The following is a 16,435-nucleotide window of genomic DNA, read 5'->3' on the forward strand; positions in this document are numbered from 1 at the left end:
ATCGTCCCCGGCGCCGCGGCCGTTCCCGGCGCACCCCCGGACCCGGGCCCGGGCCTCCGGGTTCGGGACGGGGCCGCCGGGTTCGTGGCCGGGCCGGGGATTTGAGACACTGGTGACCATGCGCCCCATCGGATCCTCCACCACGTCCCGCCCGTCCGACCCCGGGACCGGCAGCCGCACGACCCTCTGGGGCACGGTGATCGGCCTGGCCGTGCTCGTGGTGATCTTCGTGGTGGCGCTGCTGCAGGCCGCGAACGCCAACTCCTGGCTCGGCTGGGCGCTCGCGGGCATCGCGCTCGGGTGGCTGCTGCTCGCCACCTGGGTGGTGCTCATGGTCCGCAGGGCCGCCCGCTTCGGCCGCCGCCAGGTCGAGGAGGCCCAGGAGCAGCTGCGGACCGGCGCCGGACGGGCCCCCGCCGCCGCCCCGTCCGGCGCCACCCGCTCCCTGCGGGACGAGAAGCTCTCCCACAGCTTCCAGATCGTCCTCGTCCAGTCGAAGGTGATCAAGCAGGAGCTCGCCGGGCTGCCCGCCGAGGGCGTGGACCGCGAGGCCCTGGACCGGGCGCTGGACACGATCGACATCACCGCCGGCAACGGGATGAGCATGCTGCGCCAGGAGCCGCTCAGCGGCACCGTCGTCGACTGACCCGCGGCCCGCCCGCCCCCGCACCCCCGAACACGCCCCCCGTCCCGAAGGCCAGGTGTCCCTGCATGTCCCGCCCCGAGAACGTCCTGCGCGTCGCCACCGTCAACGTCAACGGCATCCGCGCCGCCTACAAGCGCGGCATGGCCGACTGGCTCGCCGGGCGCGACGTCGACATCCTGTGCCTGCAGGAGGTCCGGGCCCCGGACAAGGTCGTCCGGGAGCTGCTCGACGAGCAGGCCTGGGACGTCCACCACGCCGAGGCGGCGGACAAGGGCCGGGCGGGCGTGGCGGTCGCGACCCGCCGCGACGCCCGCGCCGGGGCGCTGCTGCCGGTGGCCCGGCGCGACTCCATCGGCCACGAGCACTTCGCGGCCTCGGGGCGGTGGGTCGAGACCGACCACGCCCTCGCCGACGGCGGCACGCTCACCGTGGTCTCCGCCTACGTGCACTCCGGGGAGGTCGGCACGGTCCGCCAGGACGACAAGTACCGGTTCCTCGACGTCATGACCGAGCGGCTGCCCGAGCTGGCCCGCACCCGGGAGCACGTCCTCGTGGTCGGCGACCTCAACGTGGGGCACACCGAGCTCGACATCAAGAACTGGAAGGGCAACGTCAAGAACGCCGGGTTCCTGCCCGAGGAGCGGGCCTACTTCGACCGCTTCTTCGGGGAGCACGGGTACAAGGACGTCGCCCGGGAGCTGGCCGGGCCCGTCCCGGGCCCGTACACGTGGTGGTCCTACCGCGGCAAGGCCTTCGACACCGACGCGGGGTGGCGCATCGACTACCACATGGCCACCCCGGGGCTGGCGGCCGCCGCCGTCTCCGCCGTGGTCGACCGCGCCCCCAGCTACGACACCCGCTTCTCCGACCACGCGCCCGTGGTGGTCGACTACCAGCTCTGACCCGCCCCACCCTCCCGCGCCCATCCGGCCCGACCGAAGGACCCCACACCGTGACCGCTGACCCCGCGCCGTTCGACGTCCGTTCCGCCTCCGGCAGGCCCCGAGTCGTGTCGGGGGTGCAGCCCTCGGCGGACTCCCTGCACCTGGGCAACTACGTGGGCGCGGTGCGCAACTGGGTGGACATGCAGGACGACAACGAGTGCGTGTTCTTCGTCGCGGACCTGCACGCCGTGACCACGGACCAGGACCCTGCGACCCTGGCCCAGCGCACCCGCGTCACGGCCGCCCAGTACATCGCGGCGGGCATCGACCCGGAGCGCTCCACGCTGCTCGTGCAGTCCCACGTCCCGGAGCACGCCCAGCTCGCGTGGGCGCTGAACTGCATCACCGGCTTCGGGGAGGCGTCCCGGATGACCCAGTTCAAGGACAAGTCCGCCAAGCAGGGCGCCGAGAACGCGACCGTGGGCCTGTTCGCCTACCCGGTGCTGATGGCCGCGGACATCCTGATCTACCAGGCGCACCAGGTCCCGGTCGGCGAGGACCAGCGCCAGCACCTCGAGCTGACCCGCAACCTCGCGCAGCGCTTCAACGCCCGCTACGGGGACACCTTCGTCGTCCCCGAGACCAAGATCCTCGCTGAGTCGGCGAAGGTCTACGACCTGCAGAACCCCACGGCCAAGATGTCCAAGTCCGCGGCCGCGGAGAACGGGCTCCTCCGGCTGCTGGACCCCGCGAAGCAGAACGCCAAGAAGATCAGGTCCGCCGTCACCGACGACGGCACCGAGATCCGCTTCGACCGCGAGGCCAAGCCCGGGATCTCCAATCTGCTCACCATCTACTCCGCGCTCACGGGCCGCCCGGTGGACGAGATCGTCGCGGAGTACGAGGGCCGGATGTACGGGCACCTCAAGGTCGGCCTGGCGGAGGTGGTCACCGAGACGCTCGAGCCCATCCGCACCCGTGCCCTCGAGCTGCTGGACGACCCCGCCGAGCTGGACCGCATCCTGGCCCGCGGCGCCGAGAAGGGCCGGGAGCTCAGCGTGGCGACCCTCGGCGCGGTCTACGACCGGATGGGCTTCCTGAGCCGGGCCGGGGGGCTGGGCTAGGCTGGGACCCGTCCTGTGAGGAGTTGACGTGATCCCGACGCACCAGTCTCCGACCATCCGCCCCGGCCAGGTCTACGCGGGCGTGGTCATCGAGCTGCCCGAGCCCGTGGGGCGGGAGCTGCAGGACTGGCGCGCGTCCTTCGGGGACCCGGCCTCCTACGCCGTGCCGGCGCACATCACCCTGATGATCGCCCCGCAGGCGGCGCACTGGGACGAGGTCGTCGAGCGGGTGCGGTCCGTGGCCCGGCACTGGCGGCCCTTCCGCCTGGAGATCAATGGCACGGGCACGTTCCGGCCGGTGAGCCCGGTGGTCTACCTGCGCGTCCTCGAGGGCGCGCAGCAGTGCCGCGCGCTGCACGAGGCCCTGCACGAGGAGCAGCTGGTCTCGGCGTCCCCCTTCGAGTTCCACCCGCACGTCACCATCGCCCAGGCCGTGGGGGAGGACGACCTCGACCGCGCCCAGGAGATGCTGCGGACCTACCGCGCCGGCTTCCTCGTGGACCGGATCGGCCTCTACGAGCTCGACGGCCACGGCGTCTGGCGGATCCGCGAGGAGTTCCCCTTCGCCGGCGCCGACCGCGACGCGCGCTGAACCGCCGGCCATGAGCACCCGCACGGGGCCCCGCACGGGCCCGGCGCCGCAGATGCCGCCTCGAGCGGCCGACCGACACGGGCTGCGCCGGGAGGCACTGCGCCAGGAGGCGCTGCTGCGCGAGCGGCGCGCCGCCGGCGCCGGTCCGGCGGCCCTGGCGGGCTCCGCGCTCGTGGTCGTGCTCTCCCGCTTCTTCACGCACCTGCCGGTGCGCGTGGTGATGCACTACCTCTTCCACGGCGGTCCCCTCATGGCGGCCGGGCTGTCCTTCGTGCTGATCTTCGCGTCCACCTCCCTGCTGGTCGGCGGCTTCGCCACGATCGGCATCTTCCTGGGCAACGACCCCGAGGTCCGCGACGCCGTGGTGCGCGCCGTCACCGAGCGGGTGCCGGGGCTGCTCGACACCGGCAGCGGGGGAGTGGTCCCCCTCGACCTGCTGGAGGACGCCCGCCCCTTCACCCTGGCCACGCTGATCGGCGCCGCCGTGCTGCTCTTCTCGGGCTGGCGCTGGGTCTCCGGGGTGCGCCTGGCGTTCCGCCGGATCTTCGAGGTGCCCCCGGCGCAGGGCATGCCCATCGCGGCCGTGCCGCGCGACCTCCTGGGCCTGCTCGTGCTCGGGGTGCTGCTGGCGCTGTCGGCCGTGGCCAACGGCGCCGCCTCGGGGCTGCTGGGCTTCCTGCTCGACGCCGCCGGCGAGCTGGGCTGGGGCCGGGGCCCCGAGTGGCTGCGCACCGGGCTGACCTGGGCGCTGAGCACCCTCGTGGTGGTCGTCCTGGACGCCCTGTTCGCCCTCGAGCTCGTCCGGGGGGTGGCCGGCCTCCGGCTGACCCGCCGGGCGCTGCTGGCCACGGTGCTCGCCGCGGCCGCCGGCAACTTCGCCCTGCGCTACGCCGGGGGAGCCCTGATCTCCGGGGCCACCGCGAACCCCTATCTGCTGTCCGTGGCCCTGGTGGTCGGGGTGCTCGTGTGGTTCTACCTGTTCAGCCAGGTCCTGCTCTTCGCCGCGGCGCTCGGGGCGATCGTGCAGGCGGACCAGCACGGCGGCCGGGTGCACCCCTCGGGGGAGGCGGTGGCCGTCACCGTGCTCCCGATGAGCTCGGTGCCCGGCCCCGGCCGCTGACTCCCTGCCGCCCCCCCCGAGGACGCCCGACGGCGCCCCGGAGGCATCCTGGGCAACCTTGGGGCGCCTGGAAGCACCACGGACGACGGCGGCCCGCCCCGTCGTCGGGGCGGGCCGCCGTCGGGGCCGTCGGGTCGCTCACATGGAGCGGCTGAGGATGGCGTTCTTGACCTCGGAGATGGCCTTGGTGACCTGGATGCCGCGGGGGCAGGCCTCGGTGCAGTTGAAGGTCGTGCGGCAGCGCCACACGCCCTCCTTGTCGTTGAGGATCTCCAGGCGCAGGTCCCCGGCGTCGTCGCGGGAGTCGAAGATGAACCGGTGCGCGTTGACGATCGCGGCCGGGCCGAAGTACTGGCCGTCGGTCCAGAACACCGGGCAGGACGACGTGCACGCGGCGCAGAGGATGCACTTGGTGGTGTCGTCGAAGCGCGCCCGGTCCTCCGGGGACTGGTAGCGCTCCATGGTCGGCTCGTTGCCGCCGGCCACCAGGAAGGGCATGATCTCGCGGTAGGACTGGAAGAACGGCTCCATGTCCACGATCAGGTCCTTCTCGCACGGCAGGCCCTTGATGGGCTCCACGGTGACGGGCTTGGACAGGTCCAGGTCCTTGAGCAGCACCTTGCAGGCGAGGCGGTTCTGGCCGTTGATGCGCATGGCGTCGGAGCCGCACACGCCGTGGGCGCAGGAGCGGCGGAAGACCAGCGTGCCGTCGATCTCCCACTTGACCTTGTGCAGGGCGTCCAGCACGCGGTCCGTGCCGTACATGGTGAGCTTGAACTCGTCCCAGCGCACCTCGTCGGAGACCTCCGGGTTGTACCGGCGGACCCGCAGGGTGAGGTCGAACGTGGGGATCTCCTGGTTGGCCTGCTGCTCCTCGGGCAGGTCCACCTGCGAGGCGGGCTCACCGCCCTCGGCGTTCGCGGCGGCGGGGTCCACGGCCGGGGCCGCGGCCTCGTTGCGCTCGTCGACGGACCCGGCGTCCGCGTCGGTCTTGTAGCCCGCGCGGTCGTCCTGGTCGTGGCCCGGCGCGCGGCCGTGCTCGGGGGCCCGGTCCTGCGGGTCGGCGTTGCGCCCGTCCTCGGGGCGGTCGGGAGTGTGTGCGGTGGACATCAGTACTTACGCTCCATGGGCTCGTAGCGGGTGAAGATGACGGGCTTCGTCTCCTGCCGGATGCCCCCGGTGGGGGAGGAGGGGTCGAGGTAGACCATCGAGTGCTTCATGAAGTTCTCGTCGTCGCGCTCCGGGAAGTCCTCCCGGAAGTGCCCGCCGCGGGACTCGTTGCGGTGCAGGGCCGCGACGGTCATGACCTTCGCGAGCTGCAGCAGGAAGCCGAGCTCCACGGCCTCGAGCAGGTCCAGGTTGAAGCGCTTGCCCTGGTCCTGGATCGAGATGTTCGCGTAGCGGGCCTCGAGGGCGGCGATGTCGTCCAGCGCCGTCTGCAGGGTCTCCGCGGTGCGGAACACCTGGACGTTGAGGTCCATGGTGTCCTGCAGGTCCTTGCGGATCGCGGCGACCTTCTCGGTGCCGGTGCCGTTGCGGGCGTTGTCGAGCAGCGCCACGGTGCTGTCCAGGGCGGTGTCCGGGACGGGCACGAACTCGGCCTGCTGCGCGTACTCGGCCGCGTAGATCCCGGCCCGCTTGCCGAAGACGTTGATGTCCAGCAGCGAGTTGGTGCCCAGGCGGTTGGAGCCGTGCACGGACACGCAGGCGACCTCGCCGGCGGCGTACAGGCCGGGGACCACGGTCTCGTTGTCCTGCAGCACCTCGGCCTTGATGTTGGTCGGGATCCCGCCCATCGCGTAGTGGCACGTGGGGAACACCGGGACCGGCTCGGTGTAGGGCTCCACGCCCAGGTAGGTGCGGGCGAACTCCGTGATGTCGGGCAGCTTCGCGTCGATGTGCGCCGGCTCCAGGTGCGTGAGGTCGAGCAGGACGTAGTCCTTGTTCGGCCCGGCGCCGCGGCCCTCGCGCACCTCGTTGGCCATGGAGCGGGCCACGATGTCACGGGGGGCGAGGTCCTTGATGGTGGGGGCGTAGCGCTCCATGAACCGCTCGCCGTCCGCGTTGCGCAGGATCCCGCCCTCGCCGCGGGCGGCCTCGGAGACGAGGATGCCCAGCCCGGCCAGGCCGGTCGGGTGGAACTGGATGAACTCCATGTCCTCGAGCGGCAGCCCGTTGCGGAACGCGATGGCCATGCCGTCGCCGGTGAGGGTGTGCGCGTTGGAGGTGGTCTTGAACACCTTGCCGGCCCCGCCGGAGGCGAAGACCACGGACTTCGCCTGGAAGACGTGCAGCTCGCCGGTGGCCAGCTCGTAGGAGACCACGCCCGCGACGCGCCGCTGGCCGTCGACCTCGGTCATGACCAGGTCCAGGACGTAGTACTCGTTGAAGAACTCCACGTTGTGCTTGATGCAGTTCTGGTAGAGCGTCTGCAGGATCATGTGCCCGGTGCGGTCCGCGGCGTAGCAGGCCCGGCGCACGGGCGCCTTGCCGTGGTCGCGGGTGTGGCCGCCGAAGCGGCGCTGGTCGATCTTGCCCTCGGGGGTGCGGTTGAAGGGCAGCCCCATCTTCTCCAGGTCCAGGACCGCGTCGATGGCCTCCTTGGCCATGACCTCCGCGGCGTCCTGGTCGACGAGGTAGTCACCACCCTTGATGGTGTCGAACGTGTGCCACTCCCAGTTGTCCTCCTCGACGTTGGCGAGTGCTGCGCACATGCCGCCCTGCGCCGCGCCGGTGTGGGAGCGGGTGGGGTACAGCTTGGTCAGTACGGCAGTACGAGAGCGCTGGCCGGCCTCGATGGCGGCGCGCATACCGGCACCACCGGCACCGATGATGACCACGTCGTACTTGTGAACCTGCATACCGGTTGTTCTTTCTGTTGGATGTTCAGTCAGATGTTCTCGGGCCCGGTCGCCTGCGGCCGGACGGCACGTGACGGCCCGCCGGGGAGCGGGCCGTCATGCGAGGGGTCTCAGCCCGCGGTGCAGAAGGACGCCAGCAGGGCCGGGTCCGCGCCGGTGGGGCAGGGCTCGAAGGTGAAGATCACCAGGGTGCCCAGCAGGATCACGAAGGCGGAGGTGGTGAAGAGGAAGACCTTCAGCCAGAACCGGGTGCGGTCCTTCTCGGCGTAGTCGTCGATGATCACGCGCAGGCCGTTGGTGCCGTGCAGCATCGCGAGCCACAGCAGGAGCATGTCGAAGACCTGCCAGAACGGGCTGGCCCACTTGCCGGCGACGAACGCGAAGTCCACCGCCTCGACCCCGCCCTCGGGGGAGACCAGGTTCACCCACAGGTGGACGAAGACCAGCACGAGCAGGACCACGCCGGAGAAGCGCATGAACAGCCACGCGAACATCTCGAAGTTGTTGCGCCGGGAGGAGGAGCGGTTGTACTTGACGCCGTTGACCTCGAGGTCCTTGCTCCGGGGGACCGAGATGCGTGCCTTGAGCGGAGTGCTCATTGTTTAACCCCCGAAGATGGAGAGGTGGAAGATGTTGGACAGGTGCCGGGCCAGGAACGGGACCATCACCACGAGCCACAGCCCGAGGACGCCCCAGAGCATCTGCTTCTGGTAGCGGGTGCCCTTCGACCAGAAGTCCACGAGGATGATGCGCAGGCCGTTGAAGGCGTGGAAGACGATGGCCGCCACCAGGCCGGCCTCGCCGAGGCCCATGACCGGGTTCTTGTAGGTCTCCATGACCGCGTTGTAGGCCTCGGGCGAGACCCGCACGAGCGCGGTGTCCAGGACGTGGACCAGAAGAAAGAAGAAGATGGCCACGCCGGTGATGCGGTGGGCGACCCAGGACCACTGGCCATGGGCCTGGCCGCGGTACAAGGTGCCCTTGGATGTCTTCGCCACTGAAAAACCTCCCTGAGTCGCTCGCCGTCGTGCGCTCTTGAAAACCGGGAATTCGCACTGCGCACGACGTGAGCGGAGCCCTCCGGCTCTGTGTCGGATGTTGCGCGAGTTCCTTTCCACGATACCAGCACGGGAGACGTTTACTGACAGCCTGTCCCCCGCCAGGACACGGATCTCGCCGTGGGCGGACGTGGTTTTCCGTGCCGCCCGGCTCGGCGTCGTATGGTGATGCGTGTGACCTCTCCCCTCGCGCACTTCCACCCCTTCATCCCGGCCGGAGGGGTCGGCTCCCGGCTCTGGCCGCTCTCCCGGGCCGACGCCCCGAAGTTCCTGCTGGACCTCACCGGGTCCGGCTCGTCGCTGCTGCGGGCTACCTACGACCGGCTGGCCGGGCTCAGCGGCGGCCGCGTCATGGTCGTCACCGGGCGCACCCACGCCCCCGCGGTCTGCCGGCAGCTGCCGGAGCTCTCCCCGGGCGACCTCGTGCTGGAGCCGTCCCCCAAGGACTCGGCGGCGGCCATCGGCCTCGCCTGCATGCTCATCGCGGCCCAGGACCCGGACGCCATCGTCGGCTCCTTCGCGGCGGACCACGTCATCGAGCCCGCCGAGGCGTTCCAGGACGTGGTCCGGGAGGCCGTGGCGGCCGCGGCCTCGGGGCGGATCGTGACCATCGGCATCCCGCCGAGCTCCCCGGCCACCGGCTTCGGCTACATCCGCGCCGGCGCGCAGCTGGGGCTGCCGGACGCCCCGCACGCCCTGCAGGTCGAGCAGTTCGTGGAGAAGCCGGACGAGACCACCGCGCGCGCCTACGTGCACAGCGGCAACTACACGTGGAACGCCGGCATGTTCGTGGCCCCCGCCTCCCTGCTGCTGCGCCACCTCGCCGCCAGCGAGCCCGCGCTGCACGCCGGGCTGGCCGAGATCGCCGGCGCGTGGGGCACGCCCGCGCAGGACGCGGTGGTCGACCGGGTCTGGCCCGGGCTGCCGAAGACGGCCATCGACTACGCCGTGGCCGAGCCCGCGGCGGCGGCCGGGGACGTGGCCATGGTGCCCGCGACCTTCACCTGGGACGACGTGGGGGACTTCGCCGCGATCAGCCGGCTCAACCACGTCGGCCCGCACGGGGACCCGCACGTGACCGTGCTGGGCGACAACAGCCGGGTGCTCGCCGACAGCTCCACCGGCATCGTCGTCTCCGACACCGGCCGGATGATCGCGCTGATCGGCGTGGAGGACATCGTCGTCGTCGACACCCCCGACGCGCTGCTGGTGACCACCCAGGAGCACGCCCAGCGGGTCAAGGACGCCGTGGCCTCGCTGAAGCAGAGCGGCAACACGGACGTGCTGTGAGCGTCCCGGGCCGCGCGCGGCCGGGAGTACCCTGGACAGATGCCTGACGCGCCATCCCCTGCCGCGGCCGTGGAGGCCGGCCTCCCGCCGGCCATCGGCCCCCTCCTCAAGCGGTACCTGCCGGACCTGATCGCCTTCCGGCGGGACCTGCACCGGCACCCGGAGCTGTCCTACCAGGAGTTCCGCACCACGGACCGGATCGTCGCCGCCCTGGAGGGCATGGGCCTGAGCCCCGTGCGGCTGGCCGACACCGGGTGCTACGTGGACATCGGGCACGGGCCCCTGGCCGTGGGCCTGCGCGCGGACATCGACGCGCTGCCCATCCAGGAGGCCACCGGCCTGGACTGCTCCTCCGTCAACGACGGCGTGGCCCACTCCTGCGGCCACGACATCCACGCGACCGTGATGGTGGGCGTGGCCCGGGTGCTCGCGGACCTGCACCGCACCGCGCACATCGCCGGCACCGTGCGGATCGTCTTCCAGCCCGCCGAGGAGCAGCTGCCCGGCGGCGCCCTCACGGTGATCCGCCAGGGCGTGCTCGAGGGCGTGCCGCGGATGTTCGCCCTGCACTGCGAGCCCAAGGTCGACGTGGGGCAGGTCGGGACCCGGATCGGGGCGATCACCTCCGCCTCGGACACCGTGCGGATCGAGTTCACCGGCCGCGGCGGGCACACCTCCCGCCCGCACCTGACGCAGGACCTCGTCTACGCGATGGCCCAGATCGCCGTGAACGTCCCCGCCGTGCTCTCCCGCCGGATCGACGTCCGCTCCGGGGTCGCGGTGGTCTGGGGACAGATGCACGCCGGGGTGGCGCCCAACGCGATCCCCGCCACGGGGTTCATGTCCGGGACCATGCGCTGCCTCGACGCCGACGCCTGGCACCGCGCCGGCACCCTGCTCGACGAGGTCGTGCACCAGGTCGCGGCGCCCTACGGGGTGGACGTGCAGCTGGAGCACATCCGCGGCGTGCCGCCCGTGGTGAACGGGGAGGTCGAGACCACCCTCATCGAGAACGCCGCGCGCGCGGAGCTCGGCGAGGACGCCGTGGTGCTGGTGCACCAGTCGATGGGCGGGGAGGACTTCGCGTGGTTCCTGCAGGAGGTTCCCGGGGCCATGATGCGCCTGGGCACCCGGACCCGGGGCGGGCACACCTACGACCTGCACCAGTCGGACTACGTGGCGGACGAGGCGGCCATCGGCTGCGGCGTCCAGGTCATGGCCAACACCGCCCTGCGGGCCGTCCGGCTGCACTCCCGGGAATCGCGCCCCGACGTCACGACCAATTAACGCCGGCCTCCGTCCACCGCGTTTACCCGTGGGTAGAATGACACCACGTCACGCCACCCCGCGTGGACGGGACCCGTTGCCCGCGGCCGGGTCACGCCTGTCTCCTGGAGGAACCATGACCTTCTCACCCCGGACGTCCCGAGGATCCCGCCCGCTCTCCGCCGCCGCGCTGCTCGGCGTCTCCGCCCTGGTCCTCGCCGGCTGCGGGGCCGCGCCCGAGGAGGGCGGGGAGGCGCAGGAGCAGGCCACCGACTTCACGGGCTGCATCGTCTCCGACTCGGGGGGCTTCCAGGACCGCTCGTTCAACCAGAACTCCTACGAGGGCCTGCAGGCCGCGCAGGAGTCCATGGGCATCGAGGTGCAGCAGGCCGAGTCCCAGGCCGAGACCGACTTCGTGCCCAACCTCAACTCCATGGTCCAGCAGGGCTGCGACCTGACCGTCTCCGTCGGCTTCCTCCTCGCCGACGCCACCCGCGAGGCCGCCGAGGCCAACCCGGAGTCGAACTTCGCGATCGTGGACGACGCCTCGATCGAGCTCGACAACGTCAAGCCGCTGGTCTACAACACGGCCGAGGCCGCGTTCCTCGCCGGCTACGTCGCCGCCGGCACCACCCAGACCGGCAAGGTCGCCGCCTACGGCGGCATGGACATCCCCACGGTGACGGTGTTCATGGACGGCTTCGCCGACGGCGTCGCCCACTACAACGAGACCAAGGGCGAGAACGTCGAGCTGCTGGGCTGGGACAAGGACGCCCAGGACGGCACCTTCGTCAACAGCTTCACCGACACCTCCGCGGCGAAGACCACCACGCAGAACTTCATCAACGAGGGCGCCGACATCGTCATGCCCGTGGCGGGCCAGGCGGCGCTGGGCACCCTCGACGCCGTGGTCGCCGCCAACGACGGCGGCGACGAGGTCCGCTTCGTGTGGGTCGACGCCGACGGCTACGAGACCCTGGACCAGGGCCAGCAGTACCAGCTCACCTCGGTGCTCAAGCAGATGAGCACCTCCGTGCAGGACGTCGTCGAGACGGCGGCGGAGGGCCAGTTCAGCAACGAGCCCTACATCGGCACCCTGGAGAACGACGGGGTGGGCATCGCGCCCTACCACGACCAGGAGGAGGCCGTGGGCGAGGAGCTCGCCGCCGAGGTCGAGCAGCTCAGGCAGGACATCATCGACGGCACCGTCACCGTCGAGTCCGAGAACTCGCCGCAGGCCTGATCCCGGACGTCGGCGACCACCGCACCCACCGCCGCCAGCCCGGCCCCCGGCCGCAGCTGGCGGCGGTGGCGTGCCCGCCCGGGGCCGCGCACGGCCCAGGAGGAGGACCACCATGAAGCTCGAGCTGCAGTCCATCACCAAGCGGTTCGGCGCCTTCGCGGCCAACGAGGACATCGACCTCGTCGTCGAGCCCGGGCAGATCCACTGCCTGCTCGGGGAGAACGGGGCCGGGAAGTCGACCCTGATGAACGTCCTGTACGGGCTCTACCGGCCCACCGCGGGGCGCATCCTCGTGGACGGGACCGAGGTGTCCTTCAAGGGCCCCGGCGACGCCATGGCCGCCGGCATCGGCATGGTGCACCAGCACTTCATGCTCGTGCCCGTGTTCACGGTCGCCGAGAACGTCGCCCTGGGGGCGGAGAGCACGAGGGGCGCGGCCCTGGACCTGGAGACCACCCGCCGCCGGATCCGGGAGATCTCCGACCGCTACGGCTTCCACGTGGACCCGGACGCCGTCGTCGAGGACCTGCCCGTGGGCGTCCAGCAGCGCGTCGAGATCATCAAGGCCCTCGTGCGGGAGGCCCAGGTGCTCATCCTCGACGAGCCCACCGCCGTGCTCACCCCGCGCGAGACCGACGAGCTGCTCGAGATCATGCGCCAGCTGCGCAGCTCGGGACGCTCCATCCTGTTCATCTCGCACAAGCTGCGCGAGGTCAAGGAGATCTCCGACGTGATCACCGTGGTCCGCCGCGGCCGGGTGGTGGGGCAGACCACCCCGGAGGCCTCGACCTCCGAGCTCGCCGCGCTGATGGTGGGCCGCGACGTCTCCCTCACGGTGGCCAAGGACCAGGCCGAGCCGGGGGAGCGGGCCCTCGAGGTCAGCGGGCTCACCGTGGTCGGCGACAACGGCGTGAAGCTGCTCGACGACGTCAGCTTCGACGTGGCCCGCGGCGAGATCCTCGCGGTGGCCGGGGTGCAGGGCAACGGCCAGACGGAGCTCGCCGAGGCGATCCTGGGCCTGCGGGAGCGGGCCACCGGCTCGATCCGGCTGGCCGGCACGGAGCTGCTGGGCCGGTCGGTGCGCCAGGTGCTCGACGCCGGGGTGGGCTTCGTCCCGGAGGACCGCTCCACGGACGGGCTCGTGGGGCCCTTCACCGTCGCGGAGAACCTGGTGCTGGACCTCTACGGCGACGACCGCTTCTCCCGCGGGCCCTCCCTGCGCCTGGGCGAGGTCCAGGCCAACGCCCGCCGCGCCGTCGAGCAGTTCGACGTGCGCACCCCGTCGGTGGACGCCCCGGTCCAGACCCTCTCCGGCGGCAACCAGCAGAAGGTCGTGATCGCCCGGGAGCTGTCCCGGCCCCTCCGGCTCTTCCTCGCCTCCCAGCCCACCCGCGGGGTGGACGTCGGGTCGATCGAGTTCATCCACGAGCAGATCGTGGCCGAGCGGGACAAGGGCGTGCCCGTGCTCATCGTCTCCACCGAGCTCGACGAGGTCTACGCGCTCGCGGACCGCATCGCCGTGTTCTTCCACGGCCGCATCATGGGCATCGTCGGCCCGGACACCCCGCGCGACGTCCTGGGCCAGATGATGGCCGGGGCCACCGCCGAGGAGGCCCGCGCCTCCGCCGCCCAGCACGGCGCCCAGCACGACCCGCAGCACACCGCCCAGCACACGAAGGAGCAGGCATGAGCGCCACCGGAGCGGCCCCCGCGGCCGCCGACCAGCAGAGCGCACCGCCGCCCACGGCCACCACCCCCGACGCGCAGCGGCGCACCTGGCTGGGCTCGGCGCTGCAGTCGGTGCTCGCGATCGTCGCGGCGCTGGTGCTGGGCGGGCTGCTGGTCGCCGTGACCGACGAGCGCGTCGCCGACGCCGCGGGCTACTTCTTCGCCCGCCCCGGGGACACCCTCGGGGCGATGTGGGCCGCCGCGTCCTCCGCCTACGAGGCCATGTTCTACGGCGCCGTCTACAACCCCAACGGCTCGACCTTCGCCCAGCGGATCTACCCGCTCACCGAGACCCTGACCGTGGCCACCCCGCTGGTCCTCGCCGGCCTCGGCGTGGCCGTGGCCTTCCGGGCGGGGCTGTTCAACATCGGCGCCCAGGGCCAGCTGCTGATCGGCGCGGCCGTGGCCGCGTGGGTGGGCTTCGCCTGGCAGCTGCCGGTGGGCGTGCACCTGCTGGCCGTGGTCCTCGCCGGCGCCGCGGGCGGGGCCCTGTGGGGCGGGATCGTCGGGCTGCTCAAGGCCCGCACCGGCGCCCACGAGGTGATCCTCACGATCATGCTCAACTACATCGCGCTGAACCTGGTGGCCTACCTGCTGACCCGGCCCGCGTTCCTGCGCCCCGGCTCCTCGAACCCGGTCAGCCCCCAGGTCGCCGAGACCGCGATGTTCCCGCGGCTGCTGGGGGAGCAGTTCCGCCTGCACTGGGGCTTCGTGCTCGCGATCCTCGCCACCGTGCTCGTGGCGTGGCTGCTCCACCGCTCCACGGTGGGCTTCGAGCTGCGCGCCGTCGGCGCCAACCCGCGCGCGGCCCGCACGGCCGGCATCTCCGTCACGCGCGGCTACGTCGTCGTCATGCTGCTCGCGGGCGCCCTGGCCGGCCTCGCGGGCGTCGCCCAGGTCGCCGGCACCGAGCGTGCCCTGACCTCCGGGATCGCCGCGTCCTTCGGCTTCGACGCGATCACGGTGGCCCTGCTGGGCCGGTCGAGGCCGTGGGGGACGTTCTTCGCCGGCCTGCTCTACGGCGCCTTCCGCGCCGGGGGCGTCACGATGCAGTCGATGACCGGCACGAACATCGACATCGTGCTGGTCGTGCAGTCGCTGATCGTGCTGTTCATCGCCCTGCCGCCGCTGCTGCGGACCGGTCAGGACCGGGCCCGCGCCCGGCGCGGACGGGGCACCACCACCACCGCCACCGAGGGGGCCCGGGCATGAGCTCGCAGGAACCGAACCCGCAGCACGAGAGCGCCCCGTGGGCCGGCGGCAGCACCGCCGCCGCCGGGACCGCCACCGACACCGCCCCCGCCGAGTCCGAGCTGTCCACGGCGGCGGCCAACGAGGTCGTGGGGGTGACCAGCTGGCGCACCCCGGTGGTCCTGGCCCTGCTGAGCGCCGTGGCCCTCGTCCTGTTCGCGCTCAACGCCCCGGACAACCGGGTCGCCTTCCGCGTCTCCGAGGACGGCGACCTCTTCCGGGTGCCGGACCTCGCGGTCAACGGCGTGGTGTGGGGCTGGCTCACCGTGGCCGTGCTCCTCGCCCTGACGGCCCTGGCCTTCGTGCGCGCCCGCGCCCGCGCGCAGCTGCCCCGCTGGGCGGTGCTGGTCTTCGGCTTCTTCTTCGTCAGCGGCTTCCTCGTGTGGGTCGTGGGCAGCTCGCGCACCCCGGACGTGTCCCTGTCGGGGCTGCTGGCCGGGTCCGTGGCCCTGGCCATCCCGCTGATCTTCGGCTCCCTGGGCGGGCTGCTGTGCGAGCGCTCCGGGGTCGTGAACATCGCCATCGAGGGCCAGCTGCTGTTCGGCGCCTTCTCCGCGGCGGTGGCCGGGTCCCTGTCCGGCAGCGCCTGGGTGGGGCTGCTGGCCGCCGTGGTCGGCGCGGGGCTGGTCTCCCTGGTGCTCGCCGTCTTCTCCATCACCTACAAGGTGAACCAGGTGATCGTGGGCGTGGTGCTCAACGTCCTGGTCTCCGGGCTGACCGGCTTCCTCTTCGCCACGGTCCTGGAGGCCAACGCGAGCGTGTTCAACTCCCCGCCGCGGCTGCCGCGCTTCGCCGTGCCCGTGCTCTCCGAGATCCCCGTGGTCGGTCCCATCCTCTTCGACCAGTCCGTGATCGGGTACCTGATGTACGTGGCGGTGGCCGTGGTGTGGTTCGCCCTGTACCGCACCCGCTGGGGGCTGCGCACCCGCGCGGTGGGCGAGCACCCCAAGGCCGCGGACACGCTGGGGGTGAAGGTCAACGCCCTGCGCTTCCGCAACGTCCTGCTCGGCGGCATGGTCGCCGGGATCGGCGGGGCGTTCTACACCCTGGTCTCCGTGTCCGCGTTCACCCGGGACATGACCTCCGGCGCCGGGTACATCGCCCTGGCCGCGCTGATCTTCGGCCGGTGGAACCCCATCGGGGCGCTGCTCGCGTCCCTGCTGTTCGGCTTCGCGTCCAACCTGCAGTCCATCCTGTCCTTCCTGGGCACCCCCGTGCCCAGCCAGTTCCTGGCGATGCTCCCGTACGTCGTGACGATCCTGGCCGTGGCCGGGCTCGTCGGCGCCTCCCGCGCCCCCGCGGCCTCGGGCCAGCCCTACACCAAGGAGTGAGCCGACCGTGACCGAGCACCAGCCCCCGGCGGGGACCGGGG

At 72.0% G+C, this 16,435-nt stretch carries 15 protein-coding genes; 11 read left to right on the top strand and 4 right to left on the bottom strand.

Annotated elements, in window-relative coordinates; all coding sequences use genetic code 11:
* Positions 1–118 precede the first annotated feature (118 nt).
* The 5 genes from ACWCOM_RS13325 to ACWCOM_RS13345 all read left to right on the top strand — a co-directional run bounded on the left by ACWCOM_RS13325 (position 119) and on the right by ACWCOM_RS13345 (position 4,366).
* The gene (locus ACWCOM_RS13325) at positions 119–646 is read left to right on the top strand and encodes a hypothetical protein (protein WP_454549223.1); all 528 of its coding nucleotides are present in this window, start codon (positions 119–121) and stop codon (positions 644–646) included.
* 65 nt (positions 647–711) lie between these two features.
* Positions 712–1,548: an exodeoxyribonuclease III gene (locus ACWCOM_RS13330; RefSeq protein WP_454549224.1), complete on the top strand. Its 837-nt coding sequence runs from the start codon at positions 712–714 to the stop codon at positions 1,546–1,548.
* Positions 1,549–1,598: 50 nt separating this feature from the next.
* A complete protein-coding gene (trpS, locus tag ACWCOM_RS13335) occupies positions 1,599–2,654 on the top strand; it encodes a tryptophan--tRNA ligase (protein WP_454549225.1) in 1,056 nt (351 codons plus the stop codon).
* Positions 2,655–2,682: 28 nt separating this feature from the next.
* Positions 2,683–3,246 (top strand): 2'-5' RNA ligase family protein, encoded by a 564-nt coding sequence (locus tag ACWCOM_RS13340; RefSeq protein WP_454549226.1) that lies wholly within the window; start codon positions 2,683–2,685, stop codon positions 3,244–3,246.
* A 10-nt stretch (positions 3,247–3,256) separates the two neighbouring features.
* Positions 3,257–4,366, top strand: coding sequence for a YhjD/YihY/BrkB family envelope integrity protein (locus ACWCOM_RS13345; RefSeq protein ID WP_454549227.1), 1,110 nt, complete (start codon positions 3,257–3,259; stop codon positions 4,364–4,366).
* Between the two features lie 138 nt (positions 4,367–4,504).
* Here ACWCOM_RS13345 and ACWCOM_RS13350 read toward each other — a convergent pair whose 3' ends face one another.
* The 4 genes from ACWCOM_RS13350 to sdhC all read right to left on the bottom strand — a co-directional run bounded on the left by ACWCOM_RS13350 (position 4,505) and on the right by sdhC (position 8,225).
* The gene (locus tag ACWCOM_RS13350) at positions 4,505–5,476 is read right to left on the bottom strand and encodes a succinate dehydrogenase iron-sulfur subunit (RefSeq protein ID WP_454549228.1); all 972 of its coding nucleotides are present in this window, start codon (positions 5,474–5,476) and stop codon (positions 4,505–4,507) included.
* The gene (gene sdhA / locus ACWCOM_RS13355; protein WP_454549230.1) at positions 5,476–7,227 is read right to left on the bottom strand and encodes a succinate dehydrogenase flavoprotein subunit; all 1,752 of its coding nucleotides are present in this window, start codon (positions 7,225–7,227) and stop codon (positions 5,476–5,478) included. Before sdhA ends, ACWCOM_RS13350 begins: the two co-directional genes overlap by 1 nt.
* A 110-nt stretch (positions 7,228–7,337) precedes the next feature.
* The gene (locus tag ACWCOM_RS13360; RefSeq protein WP_454549231.1) at positions 7,338–7,826 is read right to left on the bottom strand and encodes a succinate dehydrogenase hydrophobic membrane anchor subunit; all 489 of its coding nucleotides are present in this window, start codon (positions 7,824–7,826) and stop codon (positions 7,338–7,340) included.
* 3 nt (positions 7,827–7,829) lie between these two features.
* Positions 7,830–8,225: a succinate dehydrogenase, cytochrome b556 subunit gene (gene sdhC / locus ACWCOM_RS13365; RefSeq protein WP_454549232.1), complete on the bottom strand. Its 396-nt coding sequence runs from the start codon at positions 8,223–8,225 to the stop codon at positions 7,830–7,832.
* A gap of 228 nt (positions 8,226–8,453) precedes the next feature.
* Here sdhC and ACWCOM_RS13370 point away from each other — a divergent pair, with 228 nt between their 5' ends.
* The 6 genes from ACWCOM_RS13370 to ACWCOM_RS13395 all read left to right on the top strand — a co-directional run bounded on the left by ACWCOM_RS13370 (position 8,454) and on the right by ACWCOM_RS13395 (position 16,394).
* On the top strand, positions 8,454–9,575 hold the full coding sequence (locus ACWCOM_RS13370; RefSeq protein ID WP_454549233.1) for a mannose-1-phosphate guanylyltransferase: 1,122 nt from the start codon (positions 8,454–8,456) through the stop codon (positions 9,573–9,575).
* Positions 9,576–9,614: 39 nt separating this feature from the next.
* A complete protein-coding gene (locus ACWCOM_RS13375; protein WP_454549234.1) occupies positions 9,615–10,862 on the top strand; it encodes an amidohydrolase in 1,248 nt (415 codons plus the stop codon).
* Positions 10,863–10,977: 115 nt separating this feature from the next.
* Complete coding sequence (locus ACWCOM_RS13380; RefSeq protein ID WP_454549235.1) at positions 10,978–12,084, top strand: BMP family lipoprotein; 1,107 nt, start codon at positions 10,978–10,980, stop codon at positions 12,082–12,084.
* A gap of 112 nt (positions 12,085–12,196) precedes the next feature.
* The gene (locus tag ACWCOM_RS13385; protein ID WP_454549236.1) at positions 12,197–13,774 is read left to right on the top strand and encodes an ABC transporter ATP-binding protein; all 1,578 of its coding nucleotides are present in this window, start codon (positions 12,197–12,199) and stop codon (positions 13,772–13,774) included.
* Complete coding sequence (locus ACWCOM_RS13390) at positions 13,771–15,024, top strand: ABC transporter permease (RefSeq protein ID WP_454549237.1); 1,254 nt, start codon at positions 13,771–13,773, stop codon at positions 15,022–15,024. The genes ACWCOM_RS13385 and ACWCOM_RS13390 overlap by 4 nt, the downstream gene beginning before the upstream one ends.
* On the top strand, positions 15,021–16,394 hold the full coding sequence (locus ACWCOM_RS13395; RefSeq protein WP_454549238.1) for an ABC transporter permease: 1,374 nt from the start codon (positions 15,021–15,023) through the stop codon (positions 16,392–16,394). Before ACWCOM_RS13390 ends, ACWCOM_RS13395 begins: the two co-directional genes overlap by 4 nt.
* The last annotated feature ends 41 nt before the right edge of the window (positions 16,395–16,435 follow it).

The organism is Kocuria sp. KH4, from assembly GCF_053711175.1.

Bases quoted from the DNA above. Each gene is read 5' to 3' on its own strand.
- ACWCOM_RS13325 (WP_454549223.1), top strand. From the start codon at position 119: ATGCGCCCCATCGGATCCTCCACCACGTCCCGCCCGTCCGACCCCGGG.
- ACWCOM_RS13330 (WP_454549224.1), top strand. From the start codon at position 712: ATGTCCCGCCCCGAGAACGTCCTGCGCGTCGCCACCGTCAACGTCAAC.
- ACWCOM_RS13345 (WP_454549227.1), top strand. From the start codon at position 3,257: ATGAGCACCCGCACGGGGCCCCGCACGGGCCCGGCGCCGCAGATGCCG.
- ACWCOM_RS13350 (WP_454549228.1), bottom strand. From the start codon at position 5,476: ATGTCCACCGCACACACTCCCGACCGCCCCGAGGACGGGCGCAACGCC.
- sdhA (WP_454549230.1), bottom strand. From the start codon at position 7,227: ATGCAGGTTCACAAGTACGACGTGGTCATCATCGGTGCCGGTGGTGCC.
- ACWCOM_RS13360 (WP_454549231.1), bottom strand. From the start codon at position 7,826: ATGAGCACTCCGCTCAAGGCACGCATCTCGGTCCCCCGGAGCAAGGAC.
- ACWCOM_RS13370 (WP_454549233.1), top strand. From the start codon at position 8,454: ATGCGTGTGACCTCTCCCCTCGCGCACTTCCACCCCTTCATCCCGGCC.
- ACWCOM_RS13375 (WP_454549234.1), top strand. From the start codon at position 9,615: ATGCCTGACGCGCCATCCCCTGCCGCGGCCGTGGAGGCCGGCCTCCCG.
- ACWCOM_RS13380 (WP_454549235.1), top strand. From the start codon at position 10,978: ATGACCTTCTCACCCCGGACGTCCCGAGGATCCCGCCCGCTCTCCGCC.
- ACWCOM_RS13385 (WP_454549236.1), top strand. From the start codon at position 12,197: ATGAAGCTCGAGCTGCAGTCCATCACCAAGCGGTTCGGCGCCTTCGCG.
- ACWCOM_RS13390 (WP_454549237.1), top strand. From the start codon at position 13,771: ATGAGCGCCACCGGAGCGGCCCCCGCGGCCGCCGACCAGCAGAGCGCA.
- ACWCOM_RS13395 (WP_454549238.1), top strand. From the start codon at position 15,021: ATGAGCTCGCAGGAACCGAACCCGCAGCACGAGAGCGCCCCGTGGGCC.